Origin of the sequence: Blautia sp. AF19-1, assembly GCF_003479155.1 — a bacterium.
In the GTDB taxonomy this organism is placed as follows: domain Bacteria; phylum Bacillota; class Clostridia; order Lachnospirales; family Lachnospiraceae; genus Fusicatenibacter; species Fusicatenibacter saccharivorans.
The window spans coordinates 16,527-33,601 of sequence record NZ_QUGQ01000013.1 but is presented as its reverse complement, the minus strand read 5'-3'; the positions used below and the strand labels follow the sequence as shown (position 1 = coordinate 33,601).

At 47.9% G+C, this 17,075-nt stretch carries 15 protein-coding genes; all 15 read right to left on the bottom strand.

From position 1 onward, the window contains the following. Positions 1–26: 26 nt before the first annotated feature. Complete coding sequence (locus DWX26_RS09985) at positions 27–1,847, bottom strand: ATP-dependent helicase (protein WP_118601353.1); 1,821 nt, start codon at positions 1,845–1,847, stop codon at positions 27–29. Beyond that, a complete protein-coding gene (gene gltX / locus DWX26_RS09980) occupies positions 1,844–3,295 on the bottom strand; it encodes a glutamate--tRNA ligase (protein ID WP_117813956.1) in 1,452 nt (483 codons plus the stop codon). The genes DWX26_RS09985 and gltX overlap by 4 nt, the downstream gene beginning before the upstream one ends. Positions 3,296–3,437: 142 nt before the next feature. Then, positions 3,438–3,671 (bottom strand): acyl carrier protein, encoded by a 234-nt coding sequence (acpP, locus tag DWX26_RS09975; protein WP_022462712.1) that lies wholly within the window; start codon positions 3,669–3,671, stop codon positions 3,438–3,440. A gap of 95 nt (positions 3,672–3,766) precedes the next feature. Then, the gene (locus tag DWX26_RS09970) at positions 3,767–4,999 is read right to left on the bottom strand and encodes an FtsW/RodA/SpoVE family cell cycle protein (RefSeq protein ID WP_242991189.1); all 1,233 of its coding nucleotides are present in this window, start codon (positions 4,997–4,999) and stop codon (positions 3,767–3,769) included. Positions 5,000–5,029: 30 nt separating this feature from the next. Beyond that, the gene (locus DWX26_RS09965) at positions 5,030–6,877 is read right to left on the bottom strand and encodes a glycerophosphodiester phosphodiesterase (protein WP_118601352.1); all 1,848 of its coding nucleotides are present in this window, start codon (positions 6,875–6,877) and stop codon (positions 5,030–5,032) included. Positions 6,878–7,065: 188 nt separating this feature from the next. Then, positions 7,066–8,178 carry an N-acetylmuramoyl-L-alanine amidase gene (locus DWX26_RS09960; RefSeq protein WP_118601377.1) on the bottom strand — a complete coding sequence of 371 codons (1,113 nt, stop codon included), beginning with the start codon at positions 8,176–8,178 and terminating at the stop codon, positions 7,066–7,068. Positions 8,179–8,238: 60 nt separating this feature from the next. Beyond that, complete coding sequence (locus DWX26_RS09955; RefSeq protein WP_022462708.1) at positions 8,239–8,529, bottom strand: phage holin family protein; 291 nt, start codon at positions 8,527–8,529, stop codon at positions 8,239–8,241. Positions 8,530–8,694: 165 nt separating this feature from the next. Continuing rightward, positions 8,695–9,348, bottom strand: a complete 654-nt coding sequence (locus DWX26_RS09950; protein ID WP_118601351.1) for a manganese catalase family protein — start codon at positions 9,346–9,348, stop codon at positions 8,695–8,697. Positions 9,349–9,351: 3 nt separating this feature from the next. Beyond that, positions 9,352–9,633 (bottom strand): spore coat protein CotJB, encoded by a 282-nt coding sequence (locus DWX26_RS09945; protein ID WP_022462706.1) that lies wholly within the window; start codon positions 9,631–9,633, stop codon positions 9,352–9,354. After that, positions 9,630–9,899, bottom strand: a complete 270-nt coding sequence (locus DWX26_RS09940) for a spore coat associated protein CotJA (protein ID WP_082424512.1) — start codon at positions 9,897–9,899, stop codon at positions 9,630–9,632. Before DWX26_RS09940 ends, DWX26_RS09945 begins: the two co-directional genes overlap by 4 nt. A gap of 115 nt (positions 9,900–10,014) precedes the next feature. Beyond that, positions 10,015–11,772: an ABC transporter ATP-binding protein gene (locus DWX26_RS09935; RefSeq protein ID WP_118601350.1), complete on the bottom strand. Its 1,758-nt coding sequence runs from the start codon at positions 11,770–11,772 to the stop codon at positions 10,015–10,017. Continuing rightward, positions 11,765–13,213 carry a response regulator gene (locus tag DWX26_RS09930; RefSeq protein ID WP_118594906.1) on the bottom strand — a complete coding sequence of 483 codons (1,449 nt, stop codon included), beginning with the start codon at positions 13,211–13,213 and terminating at the stop codon, positions 11,765–11,767. Before DWX26_RS09930 ends, DWX26_RS09935 begins: the two co-directional genes overlap by 8 nt. Beyond that, complete coding sequence (locus DWX26_RS09925) at positions 13,185–15,050, bottom strand: sensor histidine kinase (RefSeq protein WP_118601349.1); 1,866 nt, start codon at positions 15,048–15,050, stop codon at positions 13,185–13,187. Before DWX26_RS09925 ends, DWX26_RS09930 begins: the two co-directional genes overlap by 29 nt. A 198-nt stretch (positions 15,051–15,248) precedes the next feature. Further along, positions 15,249–16,067, bottom strand: coding sequence for an ABC transporter ATP-binding protein (locus tag DWX26_RS09920; RefSeq protein ID WP_022462701.1), 819 nt, complete (start codon positions 16,065–16,067; stop codon positions 15,249–15,251). Next, complete coding sequence (locus tag DWX26_RS09915; protein WP_173841206.1) at positions 16,060–17,067, bottom strand: ABC transporter ATP-binding protein; 1,008 nt, start codon at positions 17,065–17,067, stop codon at positions 16,060–16,062. Before DWX26_RS09915 ends, DWX26_RS09920 begins: the two co-directional genes overlap by 8 nt. Between the last annotated feature and the right edge of the window lie 8 nt (positions 17,068–17,075).

The following is a 17,075-nucleotide window of genomic DNA, read 5'->3' as shown; positions in this document are numbered from 1 at the left end:
TCAACATCTTTCACAACAGTACAAATTTACTGGATCACCTCGTCCAGGAACCGGGACGGCTCGACTTTCTTTTCAAACCGTTCCTCCACGTAACAGAGCGTCAGCTCTTTCCGGGCGCGCGTCATTCCGACGTAGAACATCCGCCGCTCCTCCTCGATCGCCTCCGCAAGGACTGCTTTCTGATACGGCATTACACCCTCGTTGACGTCAAGAAGATAGACCTTGTCGTACTCGAGTCCCTTGACGCTGTGCAGGGTGGAAACCATAACTCCTTCCGCACTCTCTGCGCGCTGCTTCTGTTTTTCCTTCATCTTCTGCTGGTATTCCTCAATATGTGCAAACCAGCCCTCGATGCTTTTCTGGCTCTTTGCCGCCTCCTGCAGCTCGTCCAAAACGGAAATCAGATCATCCTCTTTCAGATGGCGGTATGCAGCATATTCCTTCACATACTGTTCATAGCCGATCGCATAGCGGATGTAATTGACCGCGCCGAACGGCGATAAATGCGTCAGTGTCGTGATATCCTGCTCCAGTTTGCGGATCCGCTGGCACATCCAGTCTTTTTCTTCGTAATATTCCAGAAGTGCATCGAACGAAACAGTCGCCTCCTCAAAGGCATCCCGCGACAGATAACGGTTCGGGCGGTTGGCAATCTTTAAAAACTCGCCGCGCTTCCGGCTTCCCATCGCAAGATTCAGATACGTCAGCAGATCTTTCGCAATCCAGTGGTCATAGAGATCCGGCAGGGTATCCCGCATCTGGAACGGGATCTGTGCTTCCATCAGTTCCTCTACTGCTGTCCGGCAGCCAAGATTCGTGCGGAACAAAAGCGCCATCTCTTCATACGGACAGCCGTTTTTCTCCGCCTCCCGCAGCTCCTCGGCAACGGCACGCATCTCCTCGCGCGGGTTCTTATATCCCCGGATTGCAACCGGAGCGCCTTTCTCGTTGTCGGTGGAAATCGCCTTTTCATACCGCTTTTTGTTGTGGTGGATCAGGCATTGGGACCGCTTCACGATAAATTCCGTACTACGGTAATTTTTATCGAGCACTACCTGCGCCGCGCCCAGGTAATCTTTCGGAAAATTCAGCATGATCTCCGGCTTGGCCCCGCGGAACTGATAAATCGACTGATCGTCATCCCCGACAATAAAGAGGTTATTTTCCGGCAGCGCCAGCATCCGCACAATCTCATACTGCACGGGGCTGATGTCCTGAAACTCGTCAATCAGGATATACTGAAATTTCTGCTGCCAGGCGCGGAGGACCTCCGGCCGCTCCAGAAAGAGACGTTTGCACTGCACCATCAGATCGTCGAAATCGAGTTTTTTGTTCTCCTTCCGCCATTTCTCATACGCCTCATAGATTTCGCGGAACTTTTCCTGCGGCATACAGGCGGAATAGTAATGTTCCAGCGGGATCTGATTGTTCTTCACAGTGCTGATTTCGCGCGCCAGATTTTCCTCGAGATCCTCTTCCTCCAGGTCTCTGGCATAGTGGTTGACCAGCTCGCGCATCAGCCGCTTTTTCTCTTCCTCGCTTAAAATATTGTTGCCGGACATGCGGTACGTATGGCGCAGAATCGCGTAGAATACCCCGTGGAACGTTCCAAAGGTGACCTGGGTACTCGTCTTTCCCATCGCCTTCAAATACCGCTCCTTCATCTCTTTTGCCGCCGCACGCGTAAATGTTACGACAAGAATACGAGAGGCGGAAATGCCGCTCGTTACAAGCTGGCAGGTCCGCCCCGTAATCACTGCGGTTTTCCCCGACCCCGGTCCGGCAAGGACCATCATGGGGCCGGTGGTATGCATCACCGCTTTTTTCTGTGAATTATTATATATCATTTGGATAATTTCTCAATCGCTTTGTCGATGCGGGCAAGAGACTCCTCTTTTCCCAGAACCTCAAGGATTTCCGTTGCGCCGGCCGGTGTCATCTGTTTTCCGGAAAGAGCGGTACGGATTGGCCACATAATATAACCGGTCTTGTATCCTTTTTCTTTTCCGAATGCGCTGAGCATCTCAAAGAGAGCATCATTGCTGAAATCTTCCTGCGCTGCCAGCAGCGGTTTTACTTCCTGAAGAAGTGCAAGGGAGGTCTCCTCGTTTGTCTTCATCTTTTTGTGAGTGTACATCGAAGCGTCGTACTCCGGAACTTCCTCGAAGAAGTCGATGAGGTCTGCAATATCCGGGAATACTTCGATTCTTGTTTTTACCATGGCTGCAATTTTCTTAAAATCGAGCGGACGGTGGACTGTCTTCTGGATATACGGAAGCGCCATCTCATAGAACTTCTCGTCGTCCATTGCCTTCATGTACTCGCCGTTCATCCAGCGGAGTTTTGTCATATCGAAAACGGCCGGAGATTTGCTGATGTGGTGGTAATCGAAGATTTTTACCAGCTCCTCGAGAGAATAGATCTCGCGGTTTCCTTCCGGGCTCCATCCAAGAAGGGCTACGAAGTTGACAATGGCATCTTTTAAGAAGCCCTGATCGATCAGGTCTTCATAAGAAGAATGGCCGCAGCGTTTGGACAGCTTCTGATGCTCCTCGTTGGTGATCAGCGGACAGTGTACGTAAACTGGAACTTCCCAGCCGAATGCCTCGTAAATACGGTTGTATTTCGGGGATGAGGACAGATACTCATTACCGCGGACAACGTGGGTTACACCCATCAGATGGTCGTCGATGACGTTTGCGAAGTTGTAGGTCGGATATCCGTCGGATTTGATCAGGATCAGGTCTTCCAGCTCCTCGTTGTTTACGGTGATATCTCCGTAGATCTCATCGTGGAAGGTTGTGGTTCCTTCGGTCGGCATATTGAAACGGATGACGTACGGTTTGCCGGCTGCCAGATTGGCCTCTACTTCCTCTTTGGAAAGACCAAGGCAGTGTTTGTCGTAGATCGAGATTTCTTTTCCGCCTACGTTACGCTTGCACTGGCTCAGGCGCTCTGCGTCACAGAAGCAGTAATAAGCGTCACCCTGCTCTACCAGCTGTTTTGCGTATTTCAGGTACAGACCTGCTGCATTACGCTCGCTCTGTACGTACGGGCCGCAGCCGCCGTCTTTGTCCGGTCCCTCGTCGTGTACCAGGCCGGTCTCTTTTAAGGTACGGTAGATGATATCAAGTGCGCCTTCCTGGAAACGCTCCTGGTCGGTATCCTCGATACGGAGCATAAAGGTTCCGTCATCGTGTTTTGCGATCAGATACGCATACAGGGCAGTACGCAGGTTTCCTACATGCATCCGGCCTGTCGGGCTCGGTGCAAATCTTGTTTTTACATTGCTCATTTTTCTTTTCTCCTGATTTCTGGTTTTTCTGGAACAATCCTTTTGTCTGTTCCCTTCCACCATTTATTTAGAATGGAAAACAGCCCGGCGTTTCTTCCGAGCTGCACCATCCTTCCACTTTTGCCAGCGGCAATGCTCTTTTTCAGACCTCTACGCCGTGCTGTTTCAAATATTCCATAAAGTCGCCGACGGTAGAAAGGTCTGTCAGTTCGTCGGTGTCGATTTCAATTCCGTACTCGTCTTCTAATGCCATAACCATCTCGTAGAGATCCAGGGAATCTGCACCCAGGTCATCTTTAAAAGAGGTATCTTCGTTGATGCTGTCTGCATCACAGTTGAGCTGTTCTACTAAAATTTCTTTTATCTTTTCTAACATTATTCTGCTCCTTCCTGCCTCTACCCGGCAGCCAGTATTTCTTTCGAAAAAAGTGTATCTGTTATTCCGGCATTTGTCAATAGATTTTTCTACTTTTACTGTTCTTCCGCCTGTGCCTCTCCTTCTCCGCTCTTTCCATCCTGGAACACAATAAAGCGGGAGACGCACAGGGCAATGCCGATTTCCGTCAGGATAAAGAGCACCGATGTTCCTCCGTAACTGATAAATGGAAGGGTAATTCCCGTTGCCGGCATCAGTTTCAGAACAACGCACAGGTTCAGAATAACCTGAATGGAAATATGTGCAAAAACGCCGCTCACCATCAGCATTCCATACGCGTCCGGCGCATTCTGTGCAACCACAAACAGACGGTACAGCAGGTAGCCAAACAGCAGCAATACAAGAATCGCGCCAAATATTCCAAGCTCCTCGCAGATGATCGAGAAGATCATATCGTTCTGTGCTTCCGGAATTGTTGTAATCTTCTGCGTACTGTTGCCAAGTCCTTTTCCGAGAAATCCACCGGATCCAATCGCATAAAGTCCCTGCAGAATCTGATAGCTGCCTCCGGAAAGCCATTCATAGATACGATTCGACCGGAAGTCACCGCCTATTCTTTCAAAGATTTGCAGATTATTTTTTAAAATGATAATCGCAAAAACGCCAATTACCGCCGCGCCCGGAATCACACGCGCATAAAATTTTACCTCCGGGTCCGCCAGAAACAAAATGACGCAGGCGATGAGTCCCAGAATAATGGCGGTACTCAGGTTGTCCGTCAGAATCCACGCAGCCAGCGCCTGCAGCACGCCAAGTCCGAGGACAATTGCTTTTGCGCGGATGGTACGCATATTTTTTCCCATCTTCAGGATAATGTATGGCAAATACAGAATCAGCCCCAGCTTTCCAATCTCCGCAGGCTGAAGACTGCCACCGCCGATCCGGAGCCATCTTCTCGCCCCGTAGGCTTCATAACCAAGCGGCGTAAACCTTACCGCCGCCATCAGAAGGAGACTTCCCCAGTATACCAGTGCTGCAATCCGCTGGAACCATACACTATGATAATCTACAAACTTCGACAATATCACAATCCCCACCAGAACAATAGCAGAAAGCCCCGCCTGATGCGTGAAATAATACATATCATTTCCCTTGAATGTACTGGCCGCCTCGTAGGCACTCGCGCTGTACAGCATAATCAGTCCGAAGCTGACCAGCAAAATAGTGCAGGCCAGCAGGTTATAATCATAAAAATCCGAAGGAAGTTTTTTCTTCCTCTTTTTCTTCTTTTCTTTCTTCTGGGATGGCATGTTTACTTTCTCTGCCATGAAGTTTCCACCTCCATTGTTTTACTCCATTTATTTCAGTGCATAGCCAAGCAGGCTGACAAAGCCCGGATTTCGGTCGGTCGTTCCGAGGATAACCTTACGCACCAGCTCCGGATCGTCCGTGATAATGTTGTCCACGCCGCAGTTGACCATCCGCTGCATATCTCCCTGATAATTCAGCGTCCAGGCACAGACTTCTTTACCAAGACTGTGCGCATGCTCTACAAAGCTTTCTGTGATGTACGTATATTTTACAGAAAAGAAGTCCGCCGCGTCCATATCCTCCAGGCCTCCGTACGACATTTTCATCGTATACCCGGTCTTGATATCCGGATTGATTTTCTTTGCCTGCCTGAGGAAATTGTAGTTCATGGAAGTCAGCACACACTGATCCACAAAGTCATTGTCCTCGATGATTTTCACCACTTTTTTGACAATATTCTGGTTGTGGCCGTTGTATTTTACTTCAATATTCAGGTTGATTTTTCCTTTCGCGTACGCGATGACTTCTTCCAGCTTCGGAATCTGCTCGCCGCGGAATTTTTTGTTGAATCGTACACCGGCATCGAGCTGGCTGATTTCATCGTAGGTCAGGGTCCAGATGCTGGCATTCAGACCGGTTGTCCGCTTCAGATTTGTGTCGTGCATAAGGACAATCTCACCATCACTCGTCTCCTGTACATCGATCTCCGCGTAATCCGACATGCTGTCCACTGCATATTTGATCGCGCTCATCGTATTTTCCGGTGCTTTTCTGGCTCCGCCCCGGTGCGCTGACACCGAAATATACTGGGAGGAAGCCGTTGCCTCTGCACGTGTTGCGCGCATGGCATATACAAGATAAACCGTTTCTCCCGCCAGCATGGCGATCGTGAGAACCACCGCCGTTACCGGACCGCAGAAGGTGCGTACCAGCTTCGAGCTCGGCTTTTTCGTTGTCCGGCTCTTCTGGTAGCCCTTTCGGGAGGAACGGATAAAAATCAGATACAGATACGTAATGCTTCCGACAAGGCCGAACGCTCCGCCGATCAGGCTCATCGTCGATTTGACCCAGTCACCGTAGACGATGACGGTACTGACAACGGTAGACGGCGTTTTCACCAGCTTTGCATAGGCAACGACAGCCGTTCCGAAAATCAGATACAGAACCCACGTAATCAGAAAAATCATCACCTGGAAAGAGACGTTGATGCCAAGCTCACGCAGCACGCGTTTTTCCAGGGTCTGGCGCACCCGCAGATGGGTATTTTTCTCTTTTTCCGTCATCATGCACCGGAACGGGATGGTGTAGGAAAACACAAACGAGAACGCGACAAGCAGAATCGTCAGCACCACCGGAATCCAGTATGCCGGGAAGGCATTGTAAATCTTCGTCAGGGAAACCTGAAGCAGTTTCATACTGCGGATGGCGCTGTAGCTGCTGTGCAGCCAAAGGTACGGGAAGCTCGCTGCCATGTAGAAAAACCAGGTCCACGGGCGGGCGCGCATAAACTGCGCGGCTCCTCTTCCGCCGGCAAGCATCATGACAGGAACGGAAATCCGTTTTCGTTTCCAGGAGGCCTCCAGAGCCGCCATGACAGCATAGATTTCAAACAGCATACAGAAAAAGGAAACAAGCAGAATTCCAAAAATCAGCAGAAGGGTCAGCGGATGCAGCATGATCTTGTTGAAGTTTTCCGATGTCATATAGCTCGTTCCCAGCTGTTTTAAAGAAAAGTTGATCGCCGCATTGGCGAGTCTTGAAACCAGCTGGCTGGAAAACAGGCGGTAGACCGTCTCAAATATCACGATGCTAAGCAGGTTTTTCTGCAAAAGTTTCCATGCCATATTCAGATAAATTCGTATCATTCCTGCATTTTTTACTGCCTTTTTTCTCATCTGCTGTTGTTCTCTCCTGTCAGCCGCAATTCCCCCCGATGAATCTGTATGCAAAAATTACCTTTATTTTTTCTCTTTTGTATTTTACATTTGACACTTCGAGTCTTTTTTGAAGCTCTTTTTCTTTCTGTTCATTTTAAACTATCTTCCAGTATAACACAAAACCGGGTCTTTGAGTATTCTTTTTTCTATTTCTGGTTGCACCACTTCTGCAGTTTTTTTACCATGGCGGATGGGCTGCTTACTGTGCCGTCGATCGGCGTGCCGAGTTTTTTCTGCCAGGCGAGGATTGTCTGCGGACCGATATAGCCGTCCATGCCGGCCGATGCCCATTTCTGCATTTCTTTTACAAGGGCCGATCCGCCTTTTGGCGTACTGTCCCACTCGGCGGCTGTGATGCCATCACAGAATTTCCGGTTGACGGCCAGCTGATTGCTGATTTTTCCATCCTGCGGTGTGCCGAAAAGTTCCTGCAGACGGCGCGTCAGATTTTCGCCCCAGATTCCGTCCTCTGCGACTGTCTTTCCGGATGACTTTGCTGTCTCTGCCGATTTTTCTTTTGCGGGACCGGCATAACGGCAATACGCTGTATGGCAGTTGACCCAGCCTGCCCCTGAGAGAAGCCGTCCCCAGCTTGTGTTCTGGATTTCCGTCACCGTGTAGCTTCCCTGATCCCGGATCGTTCCGGCAATCCTGCTGTCCGCATCCGGTGCCTGACGGATGTTGAGGGCCGCTGTCTGCACCTGATAGATCCCGGGCGCATACGTTTTTCCTGTTCCGCTGCCTGCTGTTCCCGTTCCTGTGCTCCCTGCACCGCTTCCGATCATCCGCTTCATGCGGTCCCAGTCACCGCGGTTCATGATCTGGCTCGGACAGTATTTGCTGCAGATGTCATAATGACGATAGACTCTTTCCAGCGGAATCCCCGTCTCCCGCATGATCTCCCGCACCAGTGCCGCAGTATTCTCAAATGCTTTTTCATAATTATACCCGGCCTGCACACACATCTCCACACCGATGCTGTTCTTGTTGCCGTACTGCTGAAACAGATTTTTTCCGCCGTAATTAATGCCGACATGCCAGCACCCCCGGCTGTGCGGTGCCGCCTGGTAGGCTGTGTCACCGTCATCGACGTAATAGTGTGCGGAAATGTTCTGGAAATTCCCGTCATGCTGTGCTCGCGCATGTGCCCGCGCATCGGCACCTGCTGCGAAGTTGTCGGTGTTGTGGACTACGATACATTTGGGATTGTTTTCCGCATACGTATTCTGATTTCCAAGATACGACCGATCAATTCTCATATTCTCCCCTTTCTGATGGTTCAGACTGCCCGGCATAACACAGATTTTTTGAAGCGCCGTTCACTCCGGCTTATGGATCTGCTTGATAATCTGATTCACATAATTGCTCAGCCCCGCCACCAGAATCCCCTGCGTGACCGCCGTAAAAACCGCCATCGCCCCCTCCTTCGCCGTCTCAATCTCACTCGTCGCCATCACCCAAACCGCACACAGCACCATGCTGATGCCGCCTAAGATCAGCGGAATGTACTTATTCTTCACCGCCTGCGCCTGCCGCAAAGCAACACCGAAAAAATACAGCACGAACGCAACGACGATGAGTTCGGGCTTTACATAATTCATTGCTTCCATGGAACATCCTTTCTGACTGTTCTGTTTTTGAAAGTCTTTTTTCTATATTATGATGGGATAATGATTTACGACTGGATAAGATTTTCTTACTGTAAACCCAAAAAATCCCACCTGTTTTTCAGATGGGATTTTCCAGTGGTGTGCTGTTCTTTGATTTTTAATTTACTATCTTGTGCAGCAATTCCCCTGACCTGCTCCTGGCTGCGTTGCCGCACAGAAAGTCTTTGCATCAAACGACGGATTAAACGCATAAAAGTTCTTCGAATTCAATTCGTCCTGTACAGAACGCAGTGCTTCACCAAAACGTTGGAAATGCACAACCTCACGTGCCCGCAGGAAACGAATCGGATCTGCAACTTCAGGATCTTTTACCAAACGAAGGATGTTATCATACGTTGACCGGGCTTTCTGCTCCGCAGCGAGGTCTTCGAACAAATCTGTCAAAGGATCACCTTTCGACTGGAACTCACAAGAATTAAACGGAACTCCGCCAGCCGCCTGTGGCCAGATTCCGGCTGTGTGGTCTACATAGTAATTAGCAAAACCGGAATTCTGAATTTCTTCCAGCGAAAGATTACAGGTAAGCTGATGAACGATCGTGGATACCATTTCGAGATGAGCTAATTCCTCGGTACCAACATCATTCAACACCCCCGCTACAATTCGGTTCGGTGCTGTGAAACGCTGAGAGAGATACCGCATGGATGCGCCCATCTCTCCATCCGGGCCACCATACTGACTCATGATAATTTGGGCGATTTTGGGGTTTGGTGTCGTAATGTTTACAGGATACTCGAGGCGTTTTTCATAATTCCACATCCGTCAGCACCCTCCTTTCCGGTTGACTTCCCACGGCCATGGCTGCATAACCCATTCGAAAGAACGGCTCATGCGGTCGTTGGCGGTATCGATCGTGAGCGGGCCGTACTGTTCGGCGTACTGTTTCAGTGCTTCTTTTCGAAGCTCCACTTTTTCCCGGAAAAAGGCAAGTGCATCTTCATCCTCCGGGTGGGTGTCGAGGTAAAGGTTCATTTCAACAACAGCAAAGCTGACCTGATCAATCCAGGCGAGCAGCTTTTCGCGGGATGGCATCTGCGGCATCATAGGCACTGTCCTCCTCCCTTTCCACAGAATGGTTTACAGAGTTCCGGGAATAAGGTTCCATTTTTTAATGCAGCGGAAAGATCATAGATCTGTTCAAACCGCTGCATCGGAACGTACGCCATTGCAGGTATCATATGATCTACATGCTGCATTTTCCGCGGGAAATTCCTTGGTTCCATCTTCAGTTCCATATTGTTTGAAGCGGCGCGGCGGTTCTGCATATTGTTCGCACCGCAGCAGCCGCGATTCATACGGGATGAATCCATACCATGTTCCTCTTTCATTTTCTGTTCTTTATAGAGTATGAAGAAAATAAGAAAGTGTCAAAAAAGGCAGCGGTTTCTCTTCCGCTGCCTTTCTGTCATACTAATGAAATTTTCATCAAAACTGCATCTCATACAAATGCGCATAAATCCCGCCTTTCGCGAGCAGTTCCTTATGTGTGCCTTCCTCCGCAATTCCATTCTCCGTCAGCACCAGAATCCGCTTTGCATTCCGGATTGTGGACAGCCGGTGCGCAATCACGAAGGTTGTCCTGTCTTTCGCCAGAAGTTCCAAAGATTTCTGGACGACTTTTTCGCTTTCGTTGTCGAGCGCTGAGGTTGCCTCGTCGAAAATCAGGATCGGCGGGTTTTTGAGGAATACGCGGGCGATGGAAAGCCGTTGTTTCTGGCCACCGGAAAGTTTTACGCCGCGCTGGCCGATATCGGTGTCGTAGCCGTCCGCCAGCTCCATGATAAATTCATGTGCATTGGCCGCTTTCGCTGCGCGGATGACCTCCTCGTCGGTCGCATCCGGTCTGCCATAGCGGATGTTGTCGATGATCGTTCCCGCAAACAGGTACACATCCTGCTGCACAATACCGATTTCATCGCGCAGATCCTTCAATTTCACATCGCGGATATCCTTTCCATCCAGCAGAATCCTTCCTTCTGTCACATCGTAAAAACGCGGAAGCAGAGAACAGAGTGTCGTCTTTCCGGCGCCGGAGCTGCCCACCAGCGCCACATAGTCTCCTGCCGGGACATGCAGATTCACATTGCTTAACACATTCTCCTTCGACTCCTCATAATGGAACGAAACGTTTTCAAAGCTTACTTCTCCCTGCACATTCTTCAGTGGCAGTGCATCCGGCTTGTCCTGGATGTCCGGTGCGATGCTCATAATTTCCAGGAAACGTTCATAACCGGAATAACCATTCTGGAACTGCTCCGTAAAGTTCACCAGCTTTTTCACCGGATCTGTGCAGTTATTGATGTACAGAAGAAAGGTAACCAGATCCGCCGCCCCAAGCTTCCCGCCTGTCATCAGCAATGCGCCGACAATCAGCGAAATAACGGTAATCAGCGTCGAAAAGGCTCCCATTCCCGAATTGTAAATTCCCATATAGCGGTAGCTGACCTTCTTCGAATCGACAAAACGGTCATTTCCCGCATTGAACTTACGCATCTCTTCTGTCTCATTTCCAAACGATTTGACAACACGGATCCCCGAAAGACTGTCCTCAATCTGACTGTTGATATCCGCAATTCTGCGGCGGTTTTCCTTAAATGCACTCTTCATGCGGCTGTTCATCACTAACGCAAACAGCAGCATCACCACAATAACCACAAGCGGCACACATGCCAGCATCGGATTTACCACAAACAGGATGATCATCGCACCGATCAGTTTGATAAACGAAATGACAATATTCTCCGGCCCATGATGTAAAAGCTCACTGATATCGAACAGATCGCTTGTGATGCGCGACAACAGATGGCCGACCTTCTGGTTATCGAAAAAAGCAAACGAAAGCTTCTGATAATGGCCGAAGATCTCGTTCCGCATATCATGCTCAATCCGCGCCCCCATCACATGGCCGTAATAGGCAATATAAAAGTTACAGTACATTTCAACCAGAACCATAGCAATCATCAGAATACCGAGGCGGATAATCTCACCCGTTGCCTGCTCCAGCGGCTTTTCCACAACCGTACTCGTAATATACCGTACAATCAGTGGAATCACCAGTGTAATGGCTGCTCCAAGCATTGCAAAAAACATGTCGGTAAAAAACAATCCCTTATATGGAATGTAATACCGCGCCAGCTGGCGGATTCTTCCCTTCTCTTTTCCGGTTTCTTTTTCTTTACTCATCCTGTCCTCCCTTTCCGTTGGAAACCATTTTGTAATCTTTTCGGAACTCAGACGGTGATACGCCGCATGCCGTTTTAAATGATTTCATGAAATGCTTATCATTTTCAAATCCAACCTGTTTGGCAATTTCCGTAATTTTATCTTCTGTTTGAATCAACAGACGCTTTGCCTCCGCAATGCGGATCTCCTTCAGATAGTTCACAAAATTCACACCGGTATGTTCTTTAAACGCTGCTGAAAACAGCGAATAATTCATACAAATATGGTTAGATACCATTGCCATATTCAGATCTTTTGCATAATTTTCCCGAATATATGAAATTGCCTCTTCCATTTTTTCTTTTCCGGCTGTCTGACTTTTCAGGCTTTCCCTGTAAACGTGTATCCATTTTTCAAACGCATCCAGAAACAGATCTGCATCACGGTACTGCAGAGGGCGCGGACATTTTTCCTGTTTTTCCGCCACTCGATGAAAAAGATCCAGCTCTTTACAGATTGCTTCTGTTACTGCCAGAAGCTGATAGGGGGAAACCCTCTGATGTGCTGCCTCAAAATACCAGTTCCGCATTTTTCGCAGCACAGTATCTGCCCGGTCCGTTGGCACCTGCAGAATAAATTTTTCCTGAAACTGTGCCAGTTCCGGCTTTTCCTCAAAACATTTTTTCTGATATTCTTCCACAGGATTTTTCTGTATAAATGCCATTTCCCGGGCCAGCAGTGCTTCCTGGTATGCCTCTGGAATTTCCATCACAGAATGATGTTCTTTTCCCACTCCGAGACAAAATCTCTCATCTTTTTCTTTCATGATCCGCTCTGCCTCCGGTTCCGGCAAAAGATACAGAACTCCTCCTTCTACGCCTTCCAGCAGAATTCCGCTGCATTTCGAAAACCGTTCCCCATTTGCCTTGCTGGTCAGCAGGATCCGGAAGCTGTCGTTTCCGATGTATCGCCGGATCCTGCTTTCCATATCCATCCATTCGTTTTCTTCGGCCATTTCTGCATTCATCATCAGATAACGGAGCTGATTTAAAAAGCACCGTTCTTCCTCTTCTTCCGTTTCCCGGGTCTCCGAAAGCTCTCGTTCCAGATTTTCCAGAAGCTGTTCTATCGTCTCCCGCTTGATCGGTTTTAAAATATAGTCCCGAACTCCATGTTTCATCATTTCAACCGCATAGGAAAATTCATCATAGCCGCTTAAAACAATAACAACAGGTTTCTGTGATAACTCCTCCATTTTGTTGACCAGTGTCAGACCATCCATTTTGGGCATACGGATATCAGTGAACATGACGTCCACCCTCTGTTTCCCCAAAATCTCCAATGCCTCTTCTCCGTTTCGACACTCCAGAATCTCCTCCACCGGCACGCTGCTTCGCCGGATCATCGCCACGATTCCCTGTCGAATCAATTTTTCATCTTCTACAACCAGTAGTGTATTCATTTTCTTTTTCTTCCTCTTTCTCGTCACCCTCTTGATCCATCAGAGAATATTTCCCCCTCGTGATGGGAAGATGAATACTCACCTTCGTATAGCAATGCTCTTTTGTATAAACTGACAGTCCATACTCTGTTCCAAATTGAATGTGGATTCTGTCCTGTACATTCCGAAGCCCGATTCCATGTTTCGGCTGTGTATCTGAATTCAGGCGCATTCTTAGTTTACGTCTCAGAATTGCAAGCTGCTTTTCTGACATGCCTGTTCCGGAATCTGTGATTTCAATCTCAAAGCTCTTTTCATGCTCTATTCCTTTGATTTCAATGACGGCGTCTGCATCCAGCTCCTCAATTCCATGTGTGATTGCATTTTCCACAATCGGCTGAAGAGACATCTTGGGGATATCCTGCCGATATAAATTTTCCGGTATCTGAACGGACAGTGTTATTGTGAAATCATACCGCAGATTCATCAGTTCCACATAGTTCTGAATATAATTCATCTCATCCTGAACGGTTACCAGAAATTTATTCCAGCGCATATTGTAGTGCAGCATTTCACCAAGTGCTGTTACCGCATCGGAAATCGTATACTCTTCATCAATCTCAGCCATCATCTTAATGGATTCCAGAACATTATAAATAAAATGAGCGTTAATCTGGTTCTGCATTGCCCGGATTGCCGTATCTTTCAGCGCTGCCTCCCTTTTGATGCTTTCCTCGTTCTGTTTCTGAATTCTCTCCAGCATTCCGTTGATACCATAGCTCATTTCCCGCATCTCTTCTGCGCTGTAACAAACCTTTATCTTTGTTGTTCCATTGTCAATCTGACGCATCTCACCCAGGACGTCATAAAACTCCTTCAGCAGGCCACGCACAATCAGATTGACCACCACAATCAGAAGCAGTCCGAAGCCGGCAAATTCAAGCAGCATTCTCTGCTGCTGTTTGATCATGTTTCCGGTTGCATCATCCAAATTGATCAGTGTTACAAACATTCCATTGAGTTTATCGACTTTCCGAAGCACAATTGCAACGTTTTTCCGGTCAATCACCGCGCTCTGCTGACTCTCTTTTTTGTCACGGATTCCTGCCCGGAACAGAATCAGCCCCCGATAGGACTGCCATTTGCAGGCTGCCGCTGTCTTCCCGCAGTCATATAAATTCCAATTTTCATCAACAAAACAGGCCCAGCTGCTGTCACCGGATCGATAGATTTCAGGAAATATGTCTGCCATACGCATGGATACCTCGATCACGCCAAGCCTTCCTCCGCTTTGATCCCGCAGCTCCCGTACATAAGTCATCAAATGGGAACCTTCTTTTTTTGTACCGGAGATAATATTTTTTTCCTGTACGTCAAAAAACCACTGTCCTCCGCCCTGATAGCTTCGGTACCAGGCGCAGTTTTTCATCTTTTCCTTCTGGTACAGGATCGGCTGCTGCTCCAGAAAACCATCTGCCATGGCAAAAATATGGATCTGGTACAGATCCGGCATTGCCTCCTGCATTTTGTCGATTATGCTGATGCTGTTATTCCGAAATTGCTGATAATAGATCTCCGAGATCTCCTCTCCCCTCCTGAGATGAAGAAGATATTTTTCCAACGGTTCATACTCCTGCAGCGTATCTACAACCATTGAGCAGGCATTCGCTTTTGCATTCACCTCCGCACAGGTAAGATCTGTTGCTGTTACTGCTTCATTTACCCCATGATCTATGGCATTCTTTTTGATACTCCTAAATCCAAAGCACATCATGCCAAAAAGTGGAATAAAAATAAAGATCAACGTTGTTACGGTAAATTTTTGGTTCAGTTTCAGTCCGCGAAACCAGTTTCCCATTTTTTATCCCCCAGTTTTCTTTTCGGTTCTGTAACTTTACTAATTTTACCAGTTTTCTCTTCAAAAAGCAATTTTTTCAGAAAAATTATTGACAAAAAGAGAAGACGGTACACTTTTTTTCCGTGTACCGTCTCTCTTTTCGCAAGACTCATATATGACGCAAAGCATGATTCCAGGGAAACAGCTTTCGTACCATTGTTATACTGTTGTCAGATCCCACGGTTCATAAATCTTTGGAACATCGCTGATCAGACGTTTGGTATACGCTGCTGTCGGGTGAAGAATTACTTCTTCTGCCGGTCCCGATTCCACAAATTTTCCATGCTCCATAATATAAACATTATCGGATACATAGTAAGCAAGACCAATATCGTGGGTGATGAAGATAATCGTCATATTGATCTCATCACGCAGCTTCAGCAGCATATCCAGGATTGTTGCACGTGAGCAGGCATCAATCATAGACGTCGGCTCATCGGCAAGCAGAATCTTTGGTTTCAGAAGGAAAATACGTGCAATCATCAGTCGCTGCATCTGGCCTCCTGACAGCTCAAATGGATATTTGTTTGTCAGTTCTGCGTATTTTAAGTTTACAAAGCTGCAGGCCTCTGTCATCAGACGTTCTTTTTCTTCTTTCGGCAGATTTTTGTCACCGCGCATATTAATGCAATCCAGCAGAACAGAATCTACACGTTTGAACATATTGTAGGAAGCGAACGGATCCTGGAAAATCGCCTGAATTCCCTTCCAGTACTCTTTTTTCTTCTTTCCGTTCGAGATGTCTCTTGGTTTACCCTGGAAATCAATTTCGCCTTCCGTTACGCTGATCAGCCCGAGCAACATCTTCGAAAGGGTTGTTTTTCCGGATCCGGATTCTCCTACGATAGAAACAAATTCACCTTCATGAAAATCGAAATCAACATGGTCTACAGCGACCGTTTTTGCATCGCCAAAGCCAAACACTTTCGTTACGCCTCTTCCGGAGAGGCATGGTTTTAATTCTTTACCATCACGCATTTGCATACACCTCCCGAATCTTTCTCTCAGACATCAGGCAGCGGTACTCTCTTCCGTTCGGCAGTTCGATGACCTCTGGTTTCATACCGCGGCAGGTTGGCTGTGCATAAGGACAGCGGTCTGCGAAACGGCAGCCCTCCGGCGGATGCTTCAGGTTTGGCGGAGTTCCCGGAATTGCAGTCAGCTTCTGTTCTCTTACACCTTCCTCCGGAACGATGATCGATCCCATCAGACCTTTGGAATATGGATGCAGCGGATCGAATACCATTTCTTTTGCGGTACCTTTTTCTACAATCTGTCCAGCATACATAACCATAATATCATCGGTTACGTTGTAAAGAAGCGGCAGCTCGTGTGTGATGAAGATCATGGATTTGATAAATCCTTTTTCCATCAGATCACGCATCATTTTAATAACCATTTTCTGGGAAGTTACATCCAGCGCGGATGACGGCTCATCGGCGATCAGTACCTTCGGAGAAAGAATGGTCGAAATTGCGATAACGGTTCTCTGTTTCATACCTCCGGAAAGCTCAACCGCATGCTTCTGCAGTACCTCCGCCGGCAGGCCTAAGATCTGAAAACGTTCTTTTGCCAGATCATAAATATCCTTTTTCGGCATTTTCGGATCATGCGCATGAATAACGTCTTCTACAAATCGGATGATTTTCTGTGTCGGGTTCAGAGCATTCATTGCTGCCTGCGGAATGTAGGCGATCTCATTGCCCAGAATATTTTTCCGGACATCGTCTGGTTTCATTCCGGAAATTTTTCTTCCATCTACGATAATATCGCCGCTGATGTAGTGAAGCGGTGCGAAATAATAGCCCATCAGTGACAGCGCCAGCGTCGATTTACCACAGCCGGACTCACCTGCTACACCGAGGGATTTTCCCTCCTCAATCTTCAGGGAGACTCCGTCTACGGCGTATACATCTTCATGAAAACGAGTCACATATTTCGTTTTCAGATTGTTTACTTCCAGCATTACTTTTCCCATAGCTGCCT

Excerpts from the sequence above, each read along its gene's own strand:
- DWX26_RS09965 (WP_118601352.1), bottom strand. The coding sequence starts at position 6,877 with ATGAGAAAAAAGGCAGTAAAAAATGCAGGAATGATACGAATTTATCTG.
- DWX26_RS09925 (WP_118601349.1), bottom strand. The coding sequence starts at position 15,050 with ATGGGAAACTGGTTTCGCGGACTGAAACTGAACCAAAAATTTACCGTA.
- DWX26_RS09970 (WP_242991189.1), bottom strand. The coding sequence starts at position 4,999 with ATGGCAGAGAAAGTAAACATGCCATCCCAGAAGAAAGAAAAGAAGAAA.
- DWX26_RS09935 (WP_118601350.1), bottom strand. The coding sequence starts at position 11,772 with ATGAGTAAAGAAAAAGAAACCGGAAAAGAGAAGGGAAGAATCCGCCAG.
- DWX26_RS09955 (WP_022462708.1), bottom strand. The coding sequence starts at position 8,529 with ATGGAAGCAATGAATTATGTAAAGCCCGAACTCATCGTCGTTGCGTTC.
- DWX26_RS09960 (WP_118601377.1), bottom strand. The coding sequence starts at position 8,178 with ATGAGAATTGATCGGTCGTATCTTGGAAATCAGAATACGTATGCGGAA.
- DWX26_RS09940 (WP_082424512.1), bottom strand. The coding sequence starts at position 9,899 with ATGGATTCATCCCGTATGAATCGCGGCTGCTGCGGTGCGAACAATATG.
- DWX26_RS09950 (WP_118601351.1), bottom strand. The coding sequence starts at position 9,348 with ATGTGGAATTATGAAAAACGCCTCGAGTATCCTGTAAACATTACGACA.
- DWX26_RS09945 (WP_022462706.1), bottom strand. The coding sequence starts at position 9,633 with ATGATGCCGCAGATGCCATCCCGCGAAAAGCTGCTCGCCTGGATTGAT.
- DWX26_RS09985 (WP_118601353.1), bottom strand. The coding sequence starts at position 1,847 with ATGATATATAATAATTCACAGAAAAAAGCGGTGATGCATACCACCGGC.
- DWX26_RS09915 (WP_173841206.1), bottom strand. The coding sequence starts at position 17,067 with ATGGGAAAAGTAATGCTGGAAGTAAACAATCTGAAAACGAAATATGTG.
- acpP (WP_022462712.1), bottom strand. The coding sequence starts at position 3,671 with ATGTTAGAAAAGATAAAAGAAATTTTAGTAGAACAGCTCAACTGTGAT.
- DWX26_RS09930 (WP_118594906.1), bottom strand. The coding sequence starts at position 13,213 with ATGAATACACTACTGGTTGTAGAAGATGAAAAATTGATTCGACAGGGA.
- DWX26_RS09920 (WP_022462701.1), bottom strand. The coding sequence starts at position 16,067 with ATGCGTGATGGTAAAGAATTAAAACCATGCCTCTCCGGAAGAGGCGTA.
- gltX (WP_117813956.1), bottom strand. The coding sequence starts at position 3,295 with ATGAGCAATGTAAAAACAAGATTTGCACCGAGCCCGACAGGCCGGATG.